Origin of the sequence: Streptomyces poriferorum, assembly GCF_019399235.1 — a bacterium.
GTDB classification, from domain to species: Bacteria; Actinomycetota; Actinomycetes; order Streptomycetales; family Streptomycetaceae; genus Streptomyces; species Streptomyces poriferorum.
In genome coordinates, this window is sequence record NZ_JAELVH010000124.1 from 24319 (window position 1) to 44633 (window position 20315).

At 70.0% G+C, this 20315-nt stretch carries 20 protein-coding genes and 1 pseudogene; 13 read left to right on the forward strand and 8 right to left on the reverse strand.

The features are described from left to right. Nucleotides 1-699, forward strand: a complete 699-nt coding sequence (locus tag JGS39_RS21675) for a class I SAM-dependent methyltransferase (protein WP_219570954.1) — start codon at nucleotides 1-3, stop codon at nucleotides 697-699. A gap of 142 nt (nucleotides 700-841) precedes the next feature. On the opposite strand, the gene JGS39_RS21680 is transcribed toward JGS39_RS21675, so the two are convergent. Next, on the reverse strand, nucleotides 842-1234 hold the full coding sequence (locus tag JGS39_RS21680) for a fic family toxin-antitoxin system, toxin component (protein WP_219570955.1): 393 nt from the start codon (nucleotides 1232-1234) through the stop codon (nucleotides 842-844). Next, complete coding sequence (locus tag JGS39_RS21685; RefSeq protein WP_030921856.1) at nucleotides 1231-1458, reverse strand: hypothetical protein; 228 nt, start codon at nucleotides 1456-1458, stop codon at nucleotides 1231-1233. The genes JGS39_RS21680 and JGS39_RS21685 overlap by 4 nt, the downstream gene beginning before the upstream one ends. Before the next feature lie 353 nt (nucleotides 1459-1811). Between JGS39_RS21685 and JGS39_RS21690 the strand changes: the two genes are divergently transcribed. The 7 genes from JGS39_RS21690 to mug all read left to right on the forward strand — a co-directional run bounded on the left by JGS39_RS21690 (nucleotide 1812) and on the right by mug (nucleotide 9362). Continuing rightward, nucleotides 1812-3092 carry a cytochrome P450 gene (locus JGS39_RS21690; RefSeq protein ID WP_236063606.1) on the forward strand — a complete coding sequence of 427 codons (1281 nt, stop codon included), beginning with the start codon at nucleotides 1812-1814 and terminating at the stop codon, nucleotides 3090-3092. Nucleotides 3093-3298: 206 nt separating this feature from the next. Further along, nucleotides 3299-3718 (forward strand): GNAT family N-acetyltransferase, encoded by a 420-nt coding sequence (locus tag JGS39_RS21695; RefSeq protein WP_219570957.1) that lies wholly within the window; start codon nucleotides 3299-3301, stop codon nucleotides 3716-3718. 222 nt (nucleotides 3719-3940) lie between these two features. Continuing rightward, nucleotides 3941-5278 carry a hemolysin family protein gene (locus JGS39_RS21700; RefSeq protein WP_219570958.1) on the forward strand — a complete coding sequence of 446 codons (1338 nt, stop codon included), beginning with the start codon at nucleotides 3941-3943 and terminating at the stop codon, nucleotides 5276-5278. Next, entirely contained in the window at nucleotides 5275-6294 is a 1020-nt protein-coding gene (locus tag JGS39_RS21705) for a hemolysin family protein (RefSeq protein WP_219570959.1), read from the forward strand. Before JGS39_RS21700 ends, JGS39_RS21705 begins: the two co-directional genes overlap by 4 nt. A gap of 64 nt (nucleotides 6295-6358) precedes the next feature. Then, entirely contained in the window at nucleotides 6359-7201 is an 843-nt protein-coding gene (locus JGS39_RS21710; protein WP_219570960.1) for an SGNH/GDSL hydrolase family protein, read from the forward strand. A gap of 135 nt (nucleotides 7202-7336) precedes the next feature. Next, the gene (gene purB, locus JGS39_RS21715) at nucleotides 7337-8779 is read left to right on the forward strand and encodes an adenylosuccinate lyase (protein WP_219570962.1); all 1443 of its coding nucleotides are present in this window, start codon (nucleotides 7337-7339) and stop codon (nucleotides 8777-8779) included. Between the two features lie 19 nt (nucleotides 8780-8798). Beyond that, entirely contained in the window at nucleotides 8799-9362 is a 564-nt protein-coding gene (gene mug, locus JGS39_RS21720) for a G/U mismatch-specific DNA glycosylase (RefSeq protein WP_219570963.1), read from the forward strand. Between the two features lie 101 nt (nucleotides 9363-9463). Here mug and JGS39_RS21725 read toward each other — a convergent pair whose 3' ends face one another. The 4 genes from JGS39_RS21725 to JGS39_RS21740 all read right to left on the reverse strand — a co-directional run bounded on the left by JGS39_RS21725 (nucleotide 9464) and on the right by JGS39_RS21740 (nucleotide 12374). Further along, nucleotides 9464-9901: a hypothetical protein gene (locus tag JGS39_RS21725; RefSeq protein ID WP_219570965.1), complete on the reverse strand. Its 438-nt coding sequence runs from the start codon at nucleotides 9899-9901 to the stop codon at nucleotides 9464-9466. A gap of 187 nt (nucleotides 9902-10088) precedes the next feature. Continuing rightward, complete coding sequence (locus JGS39_RS21730; protein ID WP_219570967.1) at nucleotides 10089-10556, reverse strand: SAM-dependent methyltransferase; 468 nt, start codon at nucleotides 10554-10556, stop codon at nucleotides 10089-10091. A 133-nt stretch (nucleotides 10557-10689) separates the two neighbouring features. Continuing rightward, complete coding sequence (locus JGS39_RS21735) at nucleotides 10690-11427, reverse strand: ABC transporter permease (RefSeq protein WP_219570969.1); 738 nt, start codon at nucleotides 11425-11427, stop codon at nucleotides 10690-10692. Nucleotides 11428-11429: 2 nt separating this feature from the next. Continuing rightward, nucleotides 11430-12374, reverse strand: a complete 945-nt coding sequence (locus tag JGS39_RS21740) for an ATP-binding cassette domain-containing protein (protein WP_219570970.1) — start codon at nucleotides 12372-12374, stop codon at nucleotides 11430-11432. A 106-nt stretch (nucleotides 12375-12480) separates the two neighbouring features. On the opposite strand from JGS39_RS21740, the gene JGS39_RS21745 reads away from it, so the two are divergent. The 3 genes from JGS39_RS21745 to JGS39_RS21755 all read left to right on the forward strand — a co-directional run bounded on the left by JGS39_RS21745 (nucleotide 12481) and on the right by JGS39_RS21755 (nucleotide 15601). Then, complete coding sequence (locus JGS39_RS21745) at nucleotides 12481-13689, forward strand: sensor histidine kinase (protein WP_219570971.1); 1209 nt, start codon at nucleotides 12481-12483, stop codon at nucleotides 13687-13689. 4 nt (nucleotides 13690-13693) lie between these two features. Beyond that, nucleotides 13694-14344, forward strand: coding sequence for a response regulator transcription factor (locus JGS39_RS21750; RefSeq protein ID WP_136326275.1), 651 nt, complete (start codon nucleotides 13694-13696; stop codon nucleotides 14342-14344). A gap of 99 nt (nucleotides 14345-14443) precedes the next feature. Continuing rightward, nucleotides 14444-15601 carry an ROK family transcriptional regulator gene (locus tag JGS39_RS21755; protein WP_219570972.1) on the forward strand — a complete coding sequence of 386 codons (1158 nt, stop codon included), beginning with the start codon at nucleotides 14444-14446 and terminating at the stop codon, nucleotides 15599-15601. Nucleotides 15602-15647: 46 nt separating this feature from the next. Here JGS39_RS21755 and JGS39_RS21760 read toward each other — a convergent pair whose 3' ends face one another. Continuing rightward, nucleotides 15648-16415, reverse strand: coding sequence for a GntR family transcriptional regulator (locus JGS39_RS21760; RefSeq protein WP_219570974.1), 768 nt, complete (start codon nucleotides 16413-16415; stop codon nucleotides 15648-15650). A gap of 551 nt (nucleotides 16416-16966) precedes the next feature. Here JGS39_RS21760 and JGS39_RS21765 point away from each other — a divergent pair. Further along, nucleotides 16967-17797, forward strand: a complete 831-nt coding sequence (locus JGS39_RS21765; protein WP_219570975.1) for an alpha/beta fold hydrolase — start codon at nucleotides 16967-16969, stop codon at nucleotides 17795-17797. A 489-nt stretch (nucleotides 17798-18286) separates the two neighbouring features. Here the strand turns inward: JGS39_RS21765 and JGS39_RS42100 are convergent. Next, a pseudogene (locus JGS39_RS42100) lies at nucleotides 18287-18748 on the reverse strand (EamA family transporter); the annotation flags it as partial. Nucleotides 18749-18750: 2 nt separating this feature from the next. Between JGS39_RS42100 and pdxR the strand changes: the two are divergent. Continuing rightward, nucleotides 18751-20208, forward strand: coding sequence for a MocR-like pyridoxine biosynthesis transcription factor PdxR (gene pdxR / locus JGS39_RS21775; RefSeq protein ID WP_219570976.1), 1458 nt, complete (start codon nucleotides 18751-18753; stop codon nucleotides 20206-20208). The last annotated feature ends 107 nt before the right edge of the window (nucleotides 20209-20315 follow it).

Here is a 20315-nt window from a genome sequence, read left to right on the forward strand (position 1 = left end):
ATGCGGTTGCGGAGCACGAAGATCCCGAAAGACGCGGTGCACCACCCCGTCTTCGCCCGTTTCTATGCCCGGATGAGCGTGGCCGCGGAATCCGCGGCGGGCATGGCCGGAGTGCGGGCCGAACTCCTGTCGGGACTGTCCGGGCGGGTCATCGAGATCGGAGCGGGCAACGGTCTGAACTTCGCCCACTACCCGCCCGCGGTGTCCGAGGTGGTCGCCATCGAACCCGAGCGCACACTGAGGCAGTTGGCGGTTCGGTCCGCGCTGCGCGCCGGAATCCCGGTGGACGTCGTACCAGGTACGGCGGAGGCGCTGCCGGTGAAGAGCGAGGCGTTCGACGGAGCCGTCGCCTCCCTCGTGCTGTGCACCGTACGCAATGTGCAGCAGTCGCTGGCCGAGATCCGACGGGTTCTGCGCCCGGGCGGTGAGCTGCGCTTCTTCGAGCATGTACGGGCCGACGGCCGGGCCATGGCGGCCACCCAGCGCGCGCTGGACGGGACCTTCTGGCCGCTGCTGGCCGGTGGCTGTCACACGTCGCGCGACGCGCTCGCCGCCATCGAGGCGGCCGGGTTCCTGGTGGAGACGTACCGGAAGGTCAACATGCCGGAGGGCGGCATCAGGCTTCCCACGTCCTCGTGCGTGCTCGGCGTGGCTCGCCGGTCGGCGGTGGTCGACCGGGGCTCGCAGGGGCTGCGCTGACCGGCACGAGGGCCTCCGGCGGTTCGAACCCCGGCGGGCGCCGCTGCTTCGCACTACCGGCGCCGCCACCGCCACGTCACGCGGTCCCGGACGCGTCAGAGGATCCACCGGCGCACCTCGTCGTCGATGGCCCGGGTGTGTGTCACAGGCTCCACTGGCGCAGCTCGTCGTCGATGGCCCGCAGCTCGTCCGCGATGGCCCGGACGTCCGCCTTGCCCTCCTTGACCAGCAGGGCCAGATCGCGCACTTGTTCCGGCGAGGTGATGACCTTCAGGCCCGACGCGACGAGATAGCCGTAGGCGACGGCCGAGGCGAACATCGCGTTGGATCGCTCCAGCGCGGGCACGTGCAGCAGCAGTTGAAGCAGCGCTGCAGCCCTGGAGTGGGGGTCGCTGTAGACCGGGCTGCCGAAGATCTCCGCCTCGTGCCGCGCGACCGCGGCGACCAGCGCGCCCCAGTCGGTGACCTGAGGGTCGCCGGGGGTCTTGTGCTCGGCGACCATGAGCAGCCAGGAAAGGTGGATCCGGAGGTTCAACGGGTGCCTTTGCGCTCCGGGCCGAACTCCTCGGCGAACACCGATTCGTACTGCTTCATGAAGTCGGCTGCGGCCTCGACGAAGGTGTGGCCGACCTCGCCCGCGTCCTGTTTGACGAGTTCCTCTATGTAGCGGTTCACGCTCATCCCCCTCTGGAGCGCGCGCTGCCGCGCGGCCTCGGCGGTGGCCTCGTCCACTCGAACGTTCAGCTGCGTCTTGGGCACTCCCTCACGCTAGCGCGGGATCGCTAGCACCGGCAAGAGGAACGGGGCCCGGCAGGGCCCCGGGCGGCCTCCCGGAACCCTCCTCCGGACCGCCCGCGGTCACCTCGCACCCCCGCCACCTGGCATATCTCCGCCGCCGGTCGGCCCGGGCGCGCGGGCGCCGTCACACGTACCGTCGAAGGATGAGCGACGGATACCCCACCCGGCCGCCCCCTTCTCCGAACAAGTGGTCATAATTCCTGGTCAGGAAGCCGAAGTCCGCGCAGTCGGCCACGTCCTGGCGGCGAACGCCCGTAAACGCCTGCGAATGCCTGCCAACCGACCAGATCTCGCGACGACTCATGGAGTGCACATTGAGTACGACGTTCCGTTCCCGTATCACCGCCCGGCTCGGGCGCACCTACCTGGCCAGGATCCAACGGCACGGAATCGGCTCCTCCACGATCAAGCTGCTGCCGGAGGAACTGCTCATGCTCCTGCGCCGCGACGCTCTCGATCCCGTGCGCCGGGTTGCCACGACCAGGGCGAGTGCCCCGGTGTCCAGGGTTTCGCTCCCGTTCGGCATGGATGCCTGGGTAGTCACCGGCTACGAGGAGTCGAAGGCCGTGCTCGGCTCCGCCGAGGGGTTCAGTACGGACTTCGCCAACCTCGCGGGCAACGCCGGGATCGCCGCTGAGCAGAGTCCCGGCGGGCTCGGCTTCAGCGATCCGCCGGTGCACACGCGACTGCGCCGCATCCTGACACCGGAGTTCACCATGCGCCGGCTGCGGCGTCTGGCGCCGCGGATCGAAGCCATCGTCGAGGAACGTCTCGACGCGATGGAGGCCGCCGGCGGCCCGGTCGACCTGGTGCACGAGTTCGCGCTGCCCGTCCCCTCGCTCACCATCTGCGAACTGCTGGGCGTGCCGTACGCCGACCGGAACGACTTCCAGCAACTGGCCATGGACCGCTTCGATCTCTTCGGCGGTACGACCGCGCCCTTCGGCGCCATGTCCGCGTCGCTGGACTACTTCAGGGAGGTGGTCAGGGCGCAGCGGCGGAACCCGGGGGACGGGCTGCTCGGCATGATCGTGCGGGAGCACGGCGACAGCGTCGACGACGAGGAACTCGCGGGTCTCGCCGACGGAGTGCTCACCGGCGGCTTCGAGACGACGGCGAGCACGATCGCACTCGGCTCGCTGGTCCTGTTGCAGAACGAGGAGGTCCTCGACCGGCTGCGTACCGACGACACGATGACCGCACCGTTCGTCGAGGAGGTCCTGAGGTATCTCTCCGCGGTCCAGATGGCCTTCCCCAGATTCGCCCGTGAGGACATCGAGATAGCCGGCGTGGTCATTCCGCGCGGCGACATGGTGCTCTGTTCCCTGAGCGGCGCCAACCGCGATCCGGCGTACGTCTCGGACGACGGGGGCTTCGACCCGCACCGCGCCACCCCGTCCAGCCATCTCGCCTTCGGCCACGGCATCCACCGCTGCATCGGGGCCGAGCTGGCACGCATGGAACTGCGCGTCGCCTACCCGGCACTGGCCAGACGGTTTCCCGGCATGCGGCTCGCCGTCCCGCCTCAGGAACTCGGCTTCCGGAAGCTGTCGATCGTCTACGGCATCGACTCGCTCCCGGTGTACCTGAGCTGAGGCGAGCAGCTCCCGGTGTCATGCGTCGAGACGGCCTGCACCCGGTGCACCGGCGGCGCTGAGCCGTACGGCACCCGGCACACCTGCGGCGCCGAGGCGTACCGCACCCGGCACACCCGCGGCGCCGAGGCGGACTGCACCCGCGCTTACGAACGGAGTCGAAAATTCGGTCGCCCGCCGGGATGACGCTCTGCTTGGCTCGTCCTATGAGCGATCTTCACATCCGCTGCGCCGGCCTCGACGACATCGACGGCGTACTGCGGTTCTGGCCCGAGGCCGCAGAGGGTACGAGCATCAGCGACGACCGCGACGGGGTGTCGCGGCTGGTCGTCCGGGACCCGGAAGCCCTGCTTCTGGCGGAGCGGGACGGCCGGCTCGTGGGCACCGTCATCGCCGGCTTCGACGGCTGGCGGTGCCACGTCTACCGGCTGGCCGTGCATCCCGCGTTCCGTCGGCGGGGCATCGCCACGGCGTTGCTGGAAGCGGCGGACGCCCGTTTCACCGCGCTCGGCGGTCGGCGGGCCGACGCCATGGTCCTGGAGGCCAACGAACGGGCACAGCATGCGTGGGCCGCCGCCGGCTACCACCGGGAGGACCACTGGCGCCGCTGGGTGAAGCCGCTCTGACAGCGGACGGGGCGGGGAGCCGTCGGGGCCGGGGCCGAGGTCCGGGAGCCCCGCCGCCTTCCCGGCCTCGCCACTTTGCCGATCCTTTACTATGGGTGCTCCCCCGTCGATTCCTTTTGAAAGGTGTGAGCGTCCGCCCATGGGCGAGCCTCCCAGTAGCCGATATCGCCGAGATCGAGCGATCCTCCTTCCCCTGCCTGATCATGGGACGGAGGTGAACCGATGACCGAAGTGCTTCTACTGCTCGTGGCCGTCCTGCTCTCGCTTGCCTGCGGCGCCTTCGTCGCGGCGGAGTTCTCCCTGACCACAGTCGATCGCGGCCAGCTCGAGCGGGCTGTCGAGCAGGAGGAACGCGGCGCCGCGAGCGCCATGAAGGCGGTACGCAGCCTCACCTTCCAGCTCTCCGGGGCCCAGCTGGGCATCACCGTCACCAACCTGGTCGTCGGCATGCTCTCCGAACCATCCATCGCGAAACTGATCAGCGGCCCGGTCGAGGCCGTCGGACTGTCACCCGGCGTGGCGTCGTCCGTGGCCCTGGTGATCGGCACCGCCCTGTCCACCGTGTTCCTCATGGTGGTCGGCGAACTCGTACCGAAGAACTGGGCCATCTCCTCGCCCCTTGCCGTGGCGAAGACAGTGGCCACCCCGCAGCGGGCCTTCACCGCGCTCTTCCGGCCTTTCATCAGCCACCTCAACAACACGGCCAACCGCATCCTGCGCCGCTTCGGGCTCGAACCGGCCGAGGAGCTGGCGTCCGCCCGCAGCCCGCAAGAGCTGGTGGCACTGGCCCGGCACTCCGCCAAGGCGGGCGCGCTGGAGGCCGACACGGCGGAGCTGTTCGTCCGCACCCTCAATCTGGCGGAGCTGACCGCGGAGAACGTGATGACGCCGCGGGTACAGGTCACCGCGCTGGAGGTGCAGGCGACGGCAGAGGACGTCGCCAACGCCACGCGGGCCACCGGACTGTCCCGGTTCCCCGTGTACCGGGGCAGCCTCGACACCGTCGTCGGCGTCGCCCACATCAAGGACGTACTGGCGATCCCCGCTGAACAGCGCCCTCGCAAGCGGATCTCGGACATGCTGCGCGAGCCGCTGCTCGTGCCGGAAACCCTGACCGTGGACCGGCTGCTGGACCGCCTCTCCGGCAAACTCGCGATGGCGGTCGTCATCGACGAGTACGGCGGCACGGCGGGTGTCGTGACACTGGAGGACATCGTCGAGGAGGTCGTCGGCGAGGTGCGGGACGAGCACGATCCGCACGAGACACCGGATCTGGCACCGGCCGGGGAGGACGCCGACGGACGCACCCTGTGGTCGGCCGACGGCGCTGCCCGCACCGACCAGCTGGAGAGGATCGGACTGCGCGTGCCGGACGGACCGTACGAGACCCTCGCCGGACTGATGGCCACGGAGGTGGGCCGCATCCCGGCCGTGGGTGATTCGATCGAGCTGGCCGGCTGGCGCCTCGACGTGGTGGACGCCTCCGGGCGACGCGCCGCACGGGCGCTGCTGCACGCACCCCTGCCCGGTTCCGACGAGCCGTCGGAGGATGAACGATGACCGCCGTACAGCTCTTCATCGGTCTGCTGACCCTGGTCGTGAACGCCTTCTTCGTCGGTGCGGAGTTCGCTCTCATCTCCGTGCGGCGCAGCCAGATCGAACCGCAGGCCGAGGACGGGAACCGGCGGGCGCGCAGCGTCATCTGGGGTCTCGAACACGTCTCGGCACTGCTCGCGGCGGCCCAGCTGGGCATCACGCTGTGCACGCTGGTCCTGGGTATCGTCGCCGAACCCGCCATCGCCCATCTGCTGGAGCCCGTCTTCGACGCCGTGGGCGTGCCGCACGGGCTGGTCCATCCGATCTCGTTCGTGATCGCGCTGTCGGTGGCGACCTACCTCCACATGCTGCTCGGCGAGATGGTGCCGAAGAACATCGCACTGGCCGAACCCGTGAAGACCGCGTTGCTGCTCGGGCCGCCGCTCGTCACCCTGGCCCGGGCGCTGCGTCCGGTGATCTTCGCGATCAACGCCTTCGCGAACGCCCTGCTGAAGCTGTTGAGGGTGGAGACGAAGGACGAGGTGTCCGCCACCTTCTCGGACGACGAGCTGGCCCGGCTCGTCAAGGACGCCGGCGACGCCGGGCTGGTCGACGACCGCGCGGCCGAGCGGCTGCACCATGCCCTGGAGCTGGGGCGCAGGCCGGTGCGCGATGTGGTTCTGCCGGTGGACCGGGTGATGTACACGCGGGTCGGGACGACGCCCGAGGAACTGGAGCGTCTCTCGTCCGAGACCGGATTCTCGCGGTTCCCGGTGATGGACAGCGAGCAGCGCATCCTGGGCTACCTGCATGTGAAGGACGCCCTGGACGTCGCGCCCCGCGACATGCCCTTCCCGGTGACGGCGATGCGGCCGATCGCCCGGGTGCGGGCGGCGACACCGCTCGACGACGTGCTGACCGCGCTCCGGCGCAGCCGCACGCACCTGGCGGCCGTCCTCGACGAGGACGACCGGCTGGCCGGCATGGTGACGATGGAGGACGTGCTCCGCGAGCTGGTGGGCCGGCCCCAGCCGCGCTGAACCAGACCCGGCAGGCGCCATGTCCGGGAGAGGGCCGGGCGCACCGCGATACGATCGCAGGGCCATGGAAATAAATGCCGAATACACCAGTCTTGTCGCGGTAGGCGATTCGTTCACCGAGGGCATGTCGGACCTGCTGCCCGATGGTTCGTACCGGGGCTGGGCCGATGTCCTCGCCACCCGGTTGGCCACCCGCACCCCCGGATTCAGGTACGCCAATCTCGCCGTGCGCGGAAAGCTCATCGGCCAGATCGTGGACGAGCAGGTGGACGTGGCGGCAGCCATGCAGGCGGACGTCGTGACGCTGGTGGGCGGTCTCAACGACACCCTGCGGCCCAAGTGCGACATGGGCATGGTCCGTGGCCGGCTCGAGGAGGCCGTGGAGCGTCTCGCGCCCTCGTGCAAGAAGCTGGTCCTGATGCGCAGCCCGGGTCGCAACGGGCCGGTGATGGAACGCTTCCGGCCGCGTATGGAAGAGCTGTTCACCCTGGTCGACGACCTTGCCGCCCGGCACGGTGCGGAGGTCGCCGACCTGTACGGGGCGCCGGTGCTGGGCGACCCCGGAATGTGGGACGTGGACCGGCTGCACCTCACCGCCGAGGGTCACCGCAGGGTGGCGGAGGCCGTCTGGCAGACGCTCGGGCTGCCGCCGGAGAACGACTGGCAGGCGCTCCCGGACCCCACGGCCCCACCACGCTGGTCCTCCCGGCGCGTGGACGACGTGCGCTTCGCCCGCCGGCACCTGCTCCCGTGGATAGGGCGGCGTCTGACCGGGCGCTCCTCGGGCGACGGACGCGCGGGAGCACAGTTCAGCGCCGAGCTGGGGCGGGCGTTCTGGGTCACACCCGTGAACGCCGATACGCCGGGTCCCGTGGCCACGTGGCGACGGGTCGGCACGGGCGAGTAGCCGGCCCTCGGGGCACGGCTGCGAGCCCGCCCCAGCCATCTCTGCCGCCGCTTTGCCCCCGGCGCCCGCACTCGTAGCAACGCACAAACCGGGGGCGGCGCCGACCTGCATAAACCGCCAGTAGAATCTGCACACGTGACTGCTGTGTCTGCGAAGCCTCGCATCCCCAATGTCCTGGCCGGCCGCTACGCCTCTACGGAGCTGGCTGTCCTCTGGTCCCCCGAGCAGAAGGTGAAGCTGGAACGTCAGCTGTGGCTGGCGGTGCTGCGCGCCCAGAAGGACCTCGGGATCGAGGTACCCGACGCGGCCCTCGCCGATTACGAGCGCGTCATCGATCAGGTCGACCTGGCCTCGATCGCGGAGCGCGAGAAGGTGACCCGGCACGACGTCAAGGCCCGCATCGAGGAGTTCAACGCCCTCGCCGGCCATGAGCACGTCCACAAGGGAATGACCTCCCGCGACCTGACCGAGAACGTCGAGCAGCTCCAGATCCGGCTGTCGCTGGAACTGATGCGTGATCGCACGGTGGCGGTACTGGCCCGGCTCGGCAGGCTCTCCGGTGAGTACCGCGAACTGGTCATCGCAGGCCGGTCCCACAATGTCGCGGCGCAGGCAACGACGCTCGGCAAGCGTTTCGCATCGGCGGCGGACGAGCTGCTGGTGGCCTACGGGCGGCTCGAGGACCTGCTGGGCCGCTACCCGCTCCGCGGTATCAAGGGCCCCGTCGGCACTGCCCAGGACATGCTCGACCTGCTGGGCGGAGACGCCGGGAAGCTCGCCGAGCTGGAGCAGCGCATCGCCGGGCACCTCGGCTTCGCGCAGGCCTTCACTTCGGTCGGCCAGGTCTACCCGCGCTCGCTCGACTACGACGTGGTGACCGCGCTGGTCCAGTTGGCCGCGGCACCTTCCTCGGTCGCGAAGACCATTCGGCTGATGGCCGGCCACGAGCTGGTGACCGAGGGCTTCAAGCCGGGCCAGGTCGGCTCGTCCGCCATGCCGCACAAGATGAACACCCGCTCCTGCGAGCGCGTCAACGGCCTGATGGTCATCCTTCGGGGTTACGCGTCGATGACGGGTGAGCTGGCGGGCGACCAGTGGAACGAGGGCGATGTCTCCTGCTCCGTGGTCCGCCGGGTGGCGCTGCCGGACGCCTTCTTCGCCTTCGACGGTCTGGTGGAGACCTTCCTCACCGTGCTCGACGAATTCGGCGCTTTCCCCGCCGTGGTCGCTCGCGAGCTGGACCGCTACCTGCCCTTCCTCGCCACGACCAAGGTGCTGATGGGCGCGATTCGCGCCGGTGTCGGCCGTGAGGTCGCCCACGAGGCCATCAAGGAGAACGCGGTCGCGTCGGCCCTCGCCATGCGTGAGCAGGGCACGGAACGCAACGAGCTGCTGGACAAGCTGGCGGCGGACGAGCGCATCCCGCTCGACCGGGCGCAGTTGGACGAGCTCATGGCCGACAAGCTCTCCTTCACCGGTGCGGCGGGCGACCAGGTCACCGCCCTGATCGGCCGGATCGAGGAGATCACCAAGCAGCACCCGGAGGCGGCCGGTTACACGCCGGGCTCGATCCTCTGATGCGCCGGGCGACCGGCGGATGACACCCGAAGAGCTCCTGGCCGCCCGTGACCGCATCGTTCCCGATGTGATCACGGGCGGCCTGCGCGTACTGTTCTGCGGCATCAATCCAAGCCTGATGACAGGTGCCACGGGTCACCACTTCGCCTTTCCCGGTAATCGTTTCTGGCCGGTCCTTCATCAGTCGGGATTCACTCCGCGGCAACTCAAGCCCTACGAACAGTCCGAACTGCTCCGCCATGGGCTCGGCATCACCAACGTGGTCGCCAGGGCCACGGCCCGGGCCGACGAACTGTCCGCCGAGGAATTCCGCACCGGGGGCCGGATCCTCACCTCGAAGGTCGAGGAAATGCGCCCCCGGTGGCTGGCCGTCGTCGGCATCACGGCCTACCGGACGGCATTCGGTGAGCGTCAGGCACGCATCGGACCGCAGGAACGGCAGATCGGCGGGGCCCGCGTCTGGGCACTGCCCAACCCCAGCGGGCTCAACGCCCACTGGACCGTGAGCTCCATGGCCGAGGAGTACGGGCGCCTCCGGTCAGCCGTCGACTCGGACGCCGCGATCCCGACTCCTGAGTCCTGAGTCCTGTGTCCTGAGTCCTGAGTCCTGAGTCCTGAGTCCTGACTACGGAACAGGGATAGCCGGCTGAACCGCCTCTTCGCCCCGCCACCCCAGGACAAGGCTCACGGAGGATCGATCTCGGTCACCACCACGCTGAGCTCGCACCCCGGGCCCTCTTCCTCCAGGTACAGCGCGAGGGCGATCCACCGAGCCTCGATACGCCAGAGCCGGAGGTACTCGCACCCCGCAACGGTTTCGGCCCACGGGTCAGGTATCTCCTCACCCGACATCATTCGCTCCTGAGCACTCCACAGGCTGACCAACTGCGGGTCGCCCCAGCGTGCGCCGAGCACGGTGATCAGTGCCTCGTGCTCCGCCAAGCACTGTGCACGGTGCTCCAGCCGCCCCGCCTCGTCGTCGTCCCCGTGCTCGTCGTCGGCGTGCAGAGACGCCGTGTGGTAGCCGGGCCCGCTGACTCCCGAACCCGACCGAATGCGATCCGCGGGAAAATCTCGGGTGCGCATCCCGTCGATGAGGCGGAGGTGATGTGCGGTGGTCATGCCGTCAGTAAACCGTCCGGCACTGACAACGAAAGTCTCGCCCTACACTTTGAGAGGTTTTCAGCCCCTGCGCAGGCACCGCCATCGCCATCGCCGACGCCCCGCGTCACCTCCCCGTCACCGCCACCTGAGCCCCCTGCGCGACGGGGCTCTGCCGGCAAGCGCGGACGAGTTCATGGCACAGGCCCTACGGCTGGAAGTACTCCGACATCAAGTCGCCGACCCACTCCGGCTGCTTGACGTCCACCGGGCGGAACTCCGCCATCGTCGGCTTCAGGTCAATGACCGGGGTACCGCAGACCGCGTCGAGGCCCACCACCGTCAGTTCGCGGCCGTCGACGGATTCGATGGCGCAGCACGTCACCCCGATGCGGTTCGGCCGGCGGGGGCCTCGGCCGGCGAACACACCGACGGGCGGGAGGTCGGAGCGGCCGCGGTACGGGCGCGGTTCACGGTAGTCGTCGCGTTCGGGGAACTGATCGAAGATGAAGAGGACCTCCACGTGGGAAAAGCCCTCCAGTCCCTGGAGACACGCCTCACCGAAGCGCTCGTCAATGGTGATCGTGCTGCGGACGGCACCCCAGTTGTCCGTGTGCTGAACGTCCTTCCGGTCGTTCCGGACCGTACCGATGGGCGTGACCTCGAAGCTTGGCATGGGACGGTTCTATCTCCTCGGTCTGTGCCGTGCCATGGGACTGACGTATTCGGTCCACTGGCCTCCCGCCCAGCGTCACGTCCTGTGTGTTACCCAACGTCACGTCCTGCATATCCCCCGGGCTCACGTGGTCCTAGGCATCCCGGCGTCGCAGTGCCCACCAACCGGCCAGCAATGCCGCCCCCGCCCATGCCGCGGTCACGGCAAGGCCTGTCCAGGGCCCGATGCTGCTGTCCGGGTACTGGTGCAGCACCAACTGTCCGGCCCGGTCGGGAAGATAGTCGGCCACTCCGCCTGCGACGTCGCCGACGACGAACGACACGATCAGGATGAAGGGAATGAGCAGGCTGAGCACGGCGACGGCACTTCGCAACAGAACGGTCAGCCCGGCGGCGAGGAGAGTCATCAGAGCGAGATATATGCCGCTGCCGACAGCAGCCCGCAGCGCGCCCGGCTCTCCCAGCCCGATGGCATAGTCCCCCATGAACAGTTGCCCGACGAGGAATGAGCTGAAGCTGGTGACCAGCCCTACGGCTAGAGCCGTGCCCCCGATGAGCGACATCTTGACTGTGTAGAAGAGAGTGCGGCGCGGAACCGCAGCCAGCGACAGACGCAGCGCACCGTTTACGTATTCGGACGAGATCGCTGTGGCTCCGAAGCTGATGGCCGCGATCTGACCGAAGTTCAGGGCGTAGAACGCGCCGAAGACGAGATCCGCGTCCGCGTTGTCCGCTTCGGCCTGGCCGACGGTGGCGAAGCTGAGGACCGTGACGGCCATGGTGGCGAGGAAGACAGCCGTCAGGGATCCGGCGACGGAGCGCAGCGATCTGATCTTGATCCACTCGGAGCGCAGGACTGCGGCAGCCGTCATGATCAGGCCTCCTGTCGGGTGGTGCGGGTATCGGATGCGGACTCGAACTCCGCTGCGCCCACGGTGAGATCCAGGTAGGCCTGTTCCAGCGTGGTCTGCTCGTCAATGAGCTGAAGAACAGGAATGCCTTCCGCGGCGGCGAGCGTACCGATTTCGGCCGCTCTCGCCGCCTCGACGGTCCAGAACCCGTCCTGGCCGTGCTCGGCCCGGAGTCCCTTACGCGTCAAGGCCTCGCTGAACCGGGGCGAATCGGTCTTGGTCACCCGTACTCGCACCCGGGGCCTGCTCCGGGAGTCGAGGAACTCCTGCATCGGCATGTCGATGAGCAGGCGGCCCTGTCCGAGGACGATCAGATGGTCGGCGAACGACGACGTCTCGTTCATCAGATGGCTGGAGACCAGCACGGTGCGACCCTCCCGCGCCAGCCGCTTCATCAACTCCCGGACCCAGATGATGCCTTCCGGATCCAGGCCGTTCGACGGCTCGTCGAGCATGATCACCTCCGGGTCACCGAGCAGTGCCGCCGCTATGCCGAGACGCTGGCGCATACCGAGGGAGAACGTCTTGACCCGCCGGCCCCCGACGCGACCGAGTCCGGCCTCCTCCAGCACTTCCTCGACCCGTGCCCGCCCCAGACCATTGCTCGTGGCCAGGGTGAGCAGGTGGTCGCGTGCCGTTCGCGAGCCGTGGGCAGCCTGCGCGTCGAGCAGCACGCCGACCCGGCGAAGGGGGTCGTTCAGAGCGGCATATACGCGCCCGCCGATCGTGGCGGTGCCGCCCGTGGGCCGGTCCAGGCCGAGGACGAGCCGCATGGTGGTGGACTTGCCCGCCCCGTTCGGCCCGAGGAAACCGGTGACCCGGCCGGGCCGCACGCTGAACGTGAGTCGGTCCACGGCGCGGGTCGCACCGTAGTCCTTGATGAGCTCGTTGACATCGATACTGGTCATGTCCCCAGCCTGGCCGCGGCGCCGGCGGCGGTCCTCCCCCGCCGGTGTGGATCATCTCCCTCGCGCGGGGGAGCCGTCGCGCGGAACTCGCTGGCACGATGGCTGCATGTCCAGCTTCCTCCGCCCGTTGACCACGCCGGTCACCTACACCCGGTGGCTGCATCTGCTCCTGCCCGGCGCCGCTGTGAGTGTCTGGCTGTTCATCTCGACGGACACGCCCTGGGTGCCCGTTGTCCTCGCAGCTCTGGTGGGGTTGATTCCGGGGATGCGCCTGGCCGAGGGCATCCAGGCACAACTGCTGCTCACTCCCGACGAGCGAGGTGACCCCGCGGCAACAATCTCGGTCACTCCCTCCACGTCGTGGTCCGAGCGGTGGCGGACATCTCTATGGCTGGAGGTGCGCCTGCTCTGTGCCGCACTGGCCGGCATGGCAACGGTGTGGCTGTTGGCCACGGCGGTCGATCTCATCCGCTCGGCGGTGGGTTCGGAACCGAGCGCCGAGTGGTTCGCCGCCGGGCTGGGCACGCACTGGTGGGCCGCGCTCCTCGCTCCGGTTCCCCTGGTGATGCTGCTCGCCATCGTCGTGAGCTGTGGAGAGCTCATCACCGCTGCTGCCCGGTGGCTGCTCGGGCCGACCCGGAAACAGCGGATGACCGCGTTGGAGGAGCGCACGGAGCAACTGCTCGAACGCAACCGGATAGCGCGCGAGCTCCACGATTCGATCGGACACGCTCTGACGGTCGCCGTCGTTCAGGCAGGCGCCGCCCGGGCGGCACACGACCCGGAGTTCACCGAGCGGGCGCTGGCGGCGATCGAGGAGACGGGCCGTGATGCGCTGGACGATCTGGAACGGGTGCTGAGAGTGCTGCGCGAATCGGGTGAGCCGACGGGTCAGCAGCCCTCGCTGAGCGAGGCGGACCGGCTGCTGGACTCCGCGCGCGGTTCCGGCGCCGAGGTCGATGCTGACCTGTCCGGTCCCCTGGAACAGGTACCGGCGTCAGTGTCCCGCGAGGGATATCGCATTCTCCAGGAGGCCCTCACCAATGTGCTGCGCCATTCCGGATCCGTCGCGGTCCGGGTCCGCGTCCGGGTCCGCGTCACCGTCGCCGACGGCCGGCTCGAGCTGGAGGTGACGAATCCGCTCATGAGTTCGATCGATACACCCCTCGCGGGTTCGACCGATGCCATGGGGCGCGGAAGCGGGCTGAGGGGCATCAGGGAGAGAGCCGCGCTGCTGGGCGGCAGCGCCAGAACGGGACCACACGAGGGGGAATGGAGGGTGCACGCGAGCCTTCCTCTGTACCGCATACGCTGACCGAATGCCGGTTACCGTTCTTCTCGTCGATGACGAACCCCTGGTCCGCGCGGGACTGCGCGCGGTTCTGGAAGCCCAGCCAGACATCGAGGTGGTCGGTGAGGCGGGTGACGGCGCCGCGGTGATCCCGTTGGTGCGTCAGCTGCGGCCCGATGTGGTGGCGATGGACGTCCGGATGCCGCTCATGGACGGCATCGAAGCGACTCGGGTGGTGCTGCGGACCGTGCCCGATCCGCCGAAGATCCTGGTGGTGACGACGTTCGAGAACGACGAGTACGTCTACGAGGCGTTGCGGGCCGGCGCGGACGGCTTCCTCCTCAAGCGGGCCAGGCCGGCCGAGATCGTGCACGCGGTGCGGCTGGTGGCGGAGGGCGAGTCCCTGCTGTTCCCCGCCGCGGTAAGGCAGCTGGCAGCCGAATACGGTACGAGCAAGGCGCGGGAGGCCATGGAGCGGGCTTCCCTCACCGAGCGCGAGGCGGCTGTTCTGCGCCTGATGGCCCGCGGGCTGTCCAATGCCGAGATCGCGGCCCGGCTCGTGGTGGGCGTCGAGACGGTGAAGTCCCATGTCAGCGCCGTGCTGGCGAAGTTGGGTGCCCGGGACCGCACCCAGGCGGTCATCGCCGCCTACGAGTCCGGATTCGTCGCTCCGAGCTGATACCGGGTGTTCCCGGGCTGCCTCGCCGCCCATGGTCGCCCAGTCCCCGGGCAGCGAGTACGATCCGCCTGACATGCGCACGAGCTGGGAGGACACACCGTGGGCCGGCTGACCGGTGGGGACCCGTCGTTGCTGCGACGGATCAATTCCGCGGTGGTGCTGCACGCCCTCCGGGGCGCGGAATCCCCGACCCTTACGGACCTGACCCGGATCACGGGGCTGTCCCGGCCCACGGTCGAGGGCGTCGTGGAGGGACTGTTCGAGGCCGGACTGGTCGTCGAGTCCGCCCCGGACGGGGCCGAGGCGCGGCGTCAGGGGCGTCCGGCCCGCCGGTTCCGGTTCCGGGCCGAGGCGGGACACCTCCTCGGCATCGAGATCGGCCCGCACCGGGTCTCGGCGTTGTTGTCGGGGCTGGACGGCCGGATCATCGGCGCCGGCTCTCGCGAGGTGTCGGAGACCGCCTGCGCGGACGACCGCCTCGACAAGGTGCGGACCGTGGTCGCCGACGTCCTCCGGCGGACCGGCGTGGCCCGCAGCAGTCTTCGGGCGGTCGGCGTGGGCAGCCCCGGCATCGTGGAGGCCGACGGCACCGTCCGGCTCGGGACCGCGCTGCCGGACTGGACGGGGCTGGCGCTCGGTGAGCGCCTGAGGCGCTCCTTCCGCTGCCCCGTGCTCGTGGAGAACGACGCGAACGCGGCGGCGGTCGCGGAGCACTGGAAGGGTGCGGCCACGGAGTCCGATGACATCGTGTTCGTGCTGGCGGGTCTGAGCCCGGGCGCGGGTTCTCTCATCGGCGGACGGCTGCACCGCGGTTTCGGCGGTGCGGCCGGCGAGATCGGTGCCTTGCACCTACTCGGCCGTGACGTCACACCGGAAAGACTGCTCTCGACAACGGACACACCCCTGGACCCGCTCGACGAGCATGCGGTCGCCGCGGTGTTCGCCAAGGCACGGCGCGGCGACGAGCAGGCCCAGGCCGCCGTCGAACGGTTCATCCAGCGTCTGGTGCACGACGTGGCGGCACTGGTCCTGGCGCTCGATCCGGAACTGGTGGTCATCGGAGGCTGGGCCGCCGGCCTGGACGGGGTGCTGGATCCGCTCCGCGGTGAGCTGGCCCGTTACTGCCTGCGGCCCCCTCGGGTGACCCTGTCGCTCCTGGGCGAGGCCGCCGTGGCCACGGGTGCGCTGCGGCTGGCGCTCGACCATGTGGAGGAGCAGCTCTTCGCCGTGGAGGGAACGGTGACGGCCCGCCGCTGAAGGCGGCGGGCCGTTCGGTGCACGCAAGGAGCGCACGGTCATCCGGTCAGGATGCCTGCTGGGTCCGGTCGTCGTGGCTGATCTCCAGATCGCCCGAGTCACCGAAGGTGAGGCGGCAGGTGTCGGCCCGGTATGTGGCGACGGAGACGGCGGCTGTGCCGCCGGCCGCGAGGTAGCGGGTCGTCACGACGAGGACGGGGGCGCCGGGGAGCCGGTCGAGCTCCTTGGCGTCGTCCGCGCGCGCGGAGCCGAGCTCCACGGAACGGTCCTGACCGTCGAGGCCGAGCCGGTGCAGTTCACGTACGACACTGCGGGCCCTGGCGGGACCGGACGGGGTCTCTATCGCCGAGAGATCCGGAACGGAGGCCGCCGGTACGTACAACAGCTCCGCCGCGACCGCCTGTCCGTGCGTGAGGCGAATCCTGCGCACGATGTGGACGGGCTCGTCACCTGCCACGTCGAGCATCCCGGCCACGGCGGCCGGCGCGGCTGCCGTCCGGCAGTCGGCCGACTGCCAGGCCTCGCCCGCACCGCCCCCGGTCCAGTCGTGCTGAGCGGTGGAGACGGCGACGCCCACGCGCGGCGGGGCGACGGTGGTGCCCACTCCGCGGCGGCGTTGCAGCCTGCCTTCGAGTTCGAGCTGTTCCAGGGCCTGCCTGAGCGTGGCCCGGGCGACGCCGAACCGGGCGGCGAGCTCGCGCTCGTTGGGAAGGATCTCCCCCACCGCAAAGTCCGAGTCGAGTGCCTCACTGAGCACGGTCTTGAGGTGCCAGTACTTCGGCTCCTGCACCGATTCCAGCTGCGTGGTCCCCACCCTGTCCTCCGCAATCGCCCAGCGGCTTTTCCGCGACGTTATTTATTAAAGGTTCCTGTCTTAACGTTGAGACCATAGGACGGCGCACCCCCTTGGTCAAGACCAATCCTCGGGCCACGGGGCCGCGAAGCGGCGATCAGCCGTGCAGCGTTCACAGGACGTTCGCGGAAGGCGGGGCGCAGACAGCACAAAGCCCCACGTCCGGGAGGGTGCGCGGGGCTTCCTTGCCTGCCAGGTCGACCATTCGGTGCGGGCGGCCGGGCACATCACCCGGGGAAATAGACCTATCCGTCACTCTGCAAGCAATGCGGAGTTTCCGTCGACATTAAGGACGATAGACATATATCGGTCGGATCCGTCCCGCGCATCCATCTGGAATGCGAGCGATCGGCCGACCTGTCGCCGCGAAGCCGGCTCGCCGCCGCGCCCGCGTGTCCGGTTCGCGCACCCGCCCCCTTGAACTACAAGCTACTTGGCGGTAATTGTTGCTGACGGAATGTCTGAGCCGCTTGGCAAGGACCCCTCGTGTCGCCTCACCCGGGAGCAACTCCATGGCCACCACGGTCTCGTTCACCGTCGAGTCACCCCGAGGACCGCGGACCGTGTCCGTGGCGTACGAGCGGTCGGGCTCCGGTGAGCCCCTGCTGCTGCTCCACGGCATCGGCCACCACCGGCAGGCCTGGGACCCGGTGATCCCGGTCCTGGCCCTGGAGCGGGACGTCATCGCCGTGGACCTGCCCGGCTTCGGCGCCTCTCCGGGGTTGCCGGATGACGTGGCGTACGACCTGACGACCGTGGCGCCGCTGCTCGGGACCTTCTGTGAGGCGATCGGGGTGGACCGTCCCCACGTGGCGGGGAACTCGCTCGGCGGGCTGCTGGCGCTGGAGCTGGGCCGCGAGAAGCTCGTGCGCTCGGTGACCGCGCTCTCGCCCGCCGGCTTCTGGACGGATCCCGAGCGCCGGTACGCGTTCGGAACGCTCCGCGCGATGCGGCTCGCGGCGGAGTCGATGCCGCTGCCCCTCATCGAGCGGCTGTCCCGGACCGCTGCCGGTCGCACCGTCCTGACCAGCACCATCTATGCCCGGCCCGGGCGGCGCTCACCGGAAGCGGCCGTCTCCGAGACTCTCGCCCTGCGACGGGCGTCCGGTTTCCACCGGACGCTGACCGCCGGAAGGAACATCCGGTTCTCCGACAACGTGCCGGGGCTACCGGTGACCATCGCCTGGGGCGGCCATGACCGGCTGCTCCTGCGACGCCAGGGCATCCGGGCCAAGCACACCGTCCCCGGTGCCCGGCTGGTCCGGCTGCCCGGCTGCGGTCATGTCCCGATGAACGACGACCCGGCTCTGGTGGCGCGGGTGATCCTCGACACCAGCCGCTGAGTCCGCCACCCGCTCGCGGCCCCGCCTGCTCAGGGCCCCCGAGCCGATCGCCACTCCGGCCCCGACCAGGCAGCTGCCCGCCGCCTGCGCGAGGCCGTACGAGCCGGAGCCGACGAGCGGGGCGGTGAGCGCGGCTGCGACGGGGATGAGACCCGAGAACAGCGTGGCCCGCTCGGCTCCGATGCGCTGCATGCCGCGGTACCAGCAGACGAACCCGATCACGGTCACCACAGCGGCCTGCCAGAGCAGCGCGACCGCCTCGCCGGTCGTCGGCACACGCACGAATCCCGCACCGTCGACCAGCAGCCCCAGGACCGTGGACTCCACCGCGGCGATCGCGCACACCGTGGCGGACAGCAGCTTGGGTCCCAGCGGACGCAGCACCGGTACGGCGATGACCGCGAAGCCCACCTCACCGGCCAGCGCACCGACGGAGAAGACGATGCCGGCCGTGTCGGTCTGCCCCCAGCCCTGAACGGTGAACGCGCCGATCGCGACCAGCGCCGCGGCGCCGAGAACGGCGCGGGTCGGCCTGCGCCCGGCCGCCAGCGGCACGAGGACGGCCACGAGGATCGGTGCGCATCCGACGAACACGCCCGGAACAGCCGGCTCCGCGGACCGTTCGGCCGCCAGGACGGCAAGGTTGAAGCCGATCATTCCCACGGCGGCGAGCAGGGCCAGGCGGCCCCACTGCCTGGCGGTGAGCCGACGGAGTACGTCGGCGGGCCGGGGCTCACCGGCCCGGTTCAGCAGGGGCAGGAGCAGCAGGGCGGCGAGGCCGTAGCGCAGCGCCTGCCCCCCGGCGTACGGATAGTCGCCGAGGACACTGTTGGCGGTGAAGGAGGCACCTACGAGGACGGAGGCGAAGGCGGCGAGAGACGCGCCACGCAGATAGGTCACATTCATGGCTTCGACGCTAGGCGCCCGGGCGGTCCGGTTTAAGGTCCACATTTATGACGTCTTCGGGGACCACTTCTACGCCCGGTACGGACGGCGGTGCGCGGGAGTCCGTCTCGGCCGCCTGGGAGCTGCTCCTCCCGGCCGCTTCGGCTCCGGCCCGTGGGCGCGGGCGGGCGCTGCAGTCCGCACTGCGGGAAGCGGTCCGTTCCGGCCGCCTGGCGCCGGGTACACGACTGCCGTCGAGCCGCGCGCTCGCGGCGGATCTCGGCGTCTCGCGCGGCCTGGTCACCGAGGCCTACGAGCAGCTGACCGCCGAGAGCTACCTGCGCAGCGGGCACGGGGCGGGGACATGGGTGAGCGGCTCGGTGCGGGCGGCCAGGGGCGGTGCCCGCGATCTCGCTCCCCGCGCCCCCGGCACACGCGTCGACTTCAGACCGGGCACGCCGGATCTCTCGCTCTTCCCGCGCAGTGCCTGGGCCGCCACCCACCGTTCGGTTCTCGGCCGGCTGCCGCACAGCGCACTGGGCTACCCGGACCCGCGCGGGCTGCCGGAACTGCGTGATGCGCTGGCCGCGCTGCTCACACGGCGCCGCGGGGTGGTGGCCGACCCGGAGCGCCTGCTGGTCTGCTCCGGCGTCGCCCAGGCAAGCACCCTGCTCGGCTTCGTCCTGCACGGACGCGGACTGACCACCGTCGGTGTCGAGGACCCCGGGAGCCCGGAGCACGCCACCCTCTTCTCGTCGGCGGGCCTCTCCACGGAGCGGCTGCCGCTCGATGACGAAGGACTGGCGATCGGACCGCTCGTGCGCTCCGGCGTGCGAGCGGTCGTGACCACGCCTGCCCATCAGTTCCCCACCGGAATCGCGTACTCCGCCGCTCGTCGCAGCCGGCTTCTGGACTGGGCCAGGGAGACGGACGGCGTCATCGTGGAGGACGACTACGACGGCGACTTCCGCTACGACCGAGCGCCCGTCGGCGCCCTCCAGGGCCTCGACCCCGAGCATGTCGCGTACACCGGCTCGGTGAGCAAGTCCCTGGCGCCGGGTCTGCGGCTCGGCTGGCTGCTGGCACCCGCGTCGATGACGGACGAGATCGTCGACCGCAAGCGGACCATGGACATGGGCAATCCGGCCGTCGACCAGGCCGTGCTCGCCGACTTCATCGTCCGGGGAGGCTACGACAGGCAGTTGCGCCGCTGTCAGCGCGCCTACCGGGAGCGTCGTGACGTGCTGACGACCGCGCTCGCCGAGCATTTCCCGGGCGCCGAGGTCAGCGGTATCGCGGCGGGACTGCACGTGATCGCCCGGCTGCCCGAGCGGTACGGTCCCGAGGCCGAGTTCGTGAGCCGCGCGGCGGAGGCCGGAATCGCCCTGCGACCCCTCGACGACTGCCGCGACCCACTGTCCGCCGACGCCTCCGTGAGCCTGGTGATCGGCTACGCACACCTGCCACCGGCGGACATCTCACACGGGGTCCGCCTGCTCGCTGCATGCCGACGAGACGGGCGCTGACCGGGCTCCGGGACCGGCGGGGCGGGCTGCCGGGACCGGCGGGGCGGGACACCGGTACGGACGCCGACCGGACTCCGGCACTGGCGGGGCCGGCTGCCGGGCCAGGC

Excerpts from the sequence above, each read along its gene's own strand:
- JGS39_RS21745 (WP_219570971.1), top strand. The coding sequence starts at position 12,481 with ATGTCCAGCTTCCTCCGCCCGTTGACCACGCCGGTCACCTACACCCGG.
- pdxR (WP_219570976.1), top strand. The coding sequence starts at position 18,751 with ATGACGTCTTCGGGGACCACTTCTACGCCCGGTACGGACGGCGGTGCG.
- JGS39_RS21695 (WP_219570957.1), top strand. The coding sequence starts at position 3,299 with ATGAGCGATCTTCACATCCGCTGCGCCGGCCTCGACGACATCGACGGC.
- JGS39_RS21735 (WP_219570969.1), bottom strand. The coding sequence starts at position 11,427 with ATGACGGCTGCCGCAGTCCTGCGCTCCGAGTGGATCAAGATCAGATCG.
- JGS39_RS21710 (WP_219570960.1), top strand. The coding sequence starts at position 6,359 with ATGGAAATAAATGCCGAATACACCAGTCTTGTCGCGGTAGGCGATTCG.
- JGS39_RS21765 (WP_219570975.1), top strand. The coding sequence starts at position 16,967 with ATGGCCACCACGGTCTCGTTCACCGTCGAGTCACCCCGAGGACCGCGG.
- JGS39_RS21675 (WP_219570954.1), top strand. The coding sequence starts at position 1 with ATGCGGTTGCGGAGCACGAAGATCCCGAAAGACGCGGTGCACCACCCC.
- JGS39_RS21740 (WP_219570970.1), bottom strand. The coding sequence starts at position 12,374 with ATGACCAGTATCGATGTCAACGAGCTCATCAAGGACTACGGTGCGACC.
- JGS39_RS21750 (WP_136326275.1), top strand. The coding sequence starts at position 13,694 with ATGCCGGTTACCGTTCTTCTCGTCGATGACGAACCCCTGGTCCGCGCG.
- JGS39_RS21730 (WP_219570967.1), bottom strand. The coding sequence starts at position 10,556 with ATGCCAAGCTTCGAGGTCACGCCCATCGGTACGGTCCGGAACGACCGG.
- JGS39_RS21705 (WP_219570959.1), top strand. The coding sequence starts at position 5,275 with ATGACCGCCGTACAGCTCTTCATCGGTCTGCTGACCCTGGTCGTGAAC.
- JGS39_RS21700 (WP_219570958.1), top strand. The coding sequence starts at position 3,941 with ATGACCGAAGTGCTTCTACTGCTCGTGGCCGTCCTGCTCTCGCTTGCC.
- mug (WP_219570963.1), top strand. The coding sequence starts at position 8,799 with ATGACACCCGAAGAGCTCCTGGCCGCCCGTGACCGCATCGTTCCCGAT.
- JGS39_RS21725 (WP_219570965.1), bottom strand. The coding sequence starts at position 9,901 with ATGACCACCGCACATCACCTCCGCCTCATCGACGGGATGCGCACCCGA.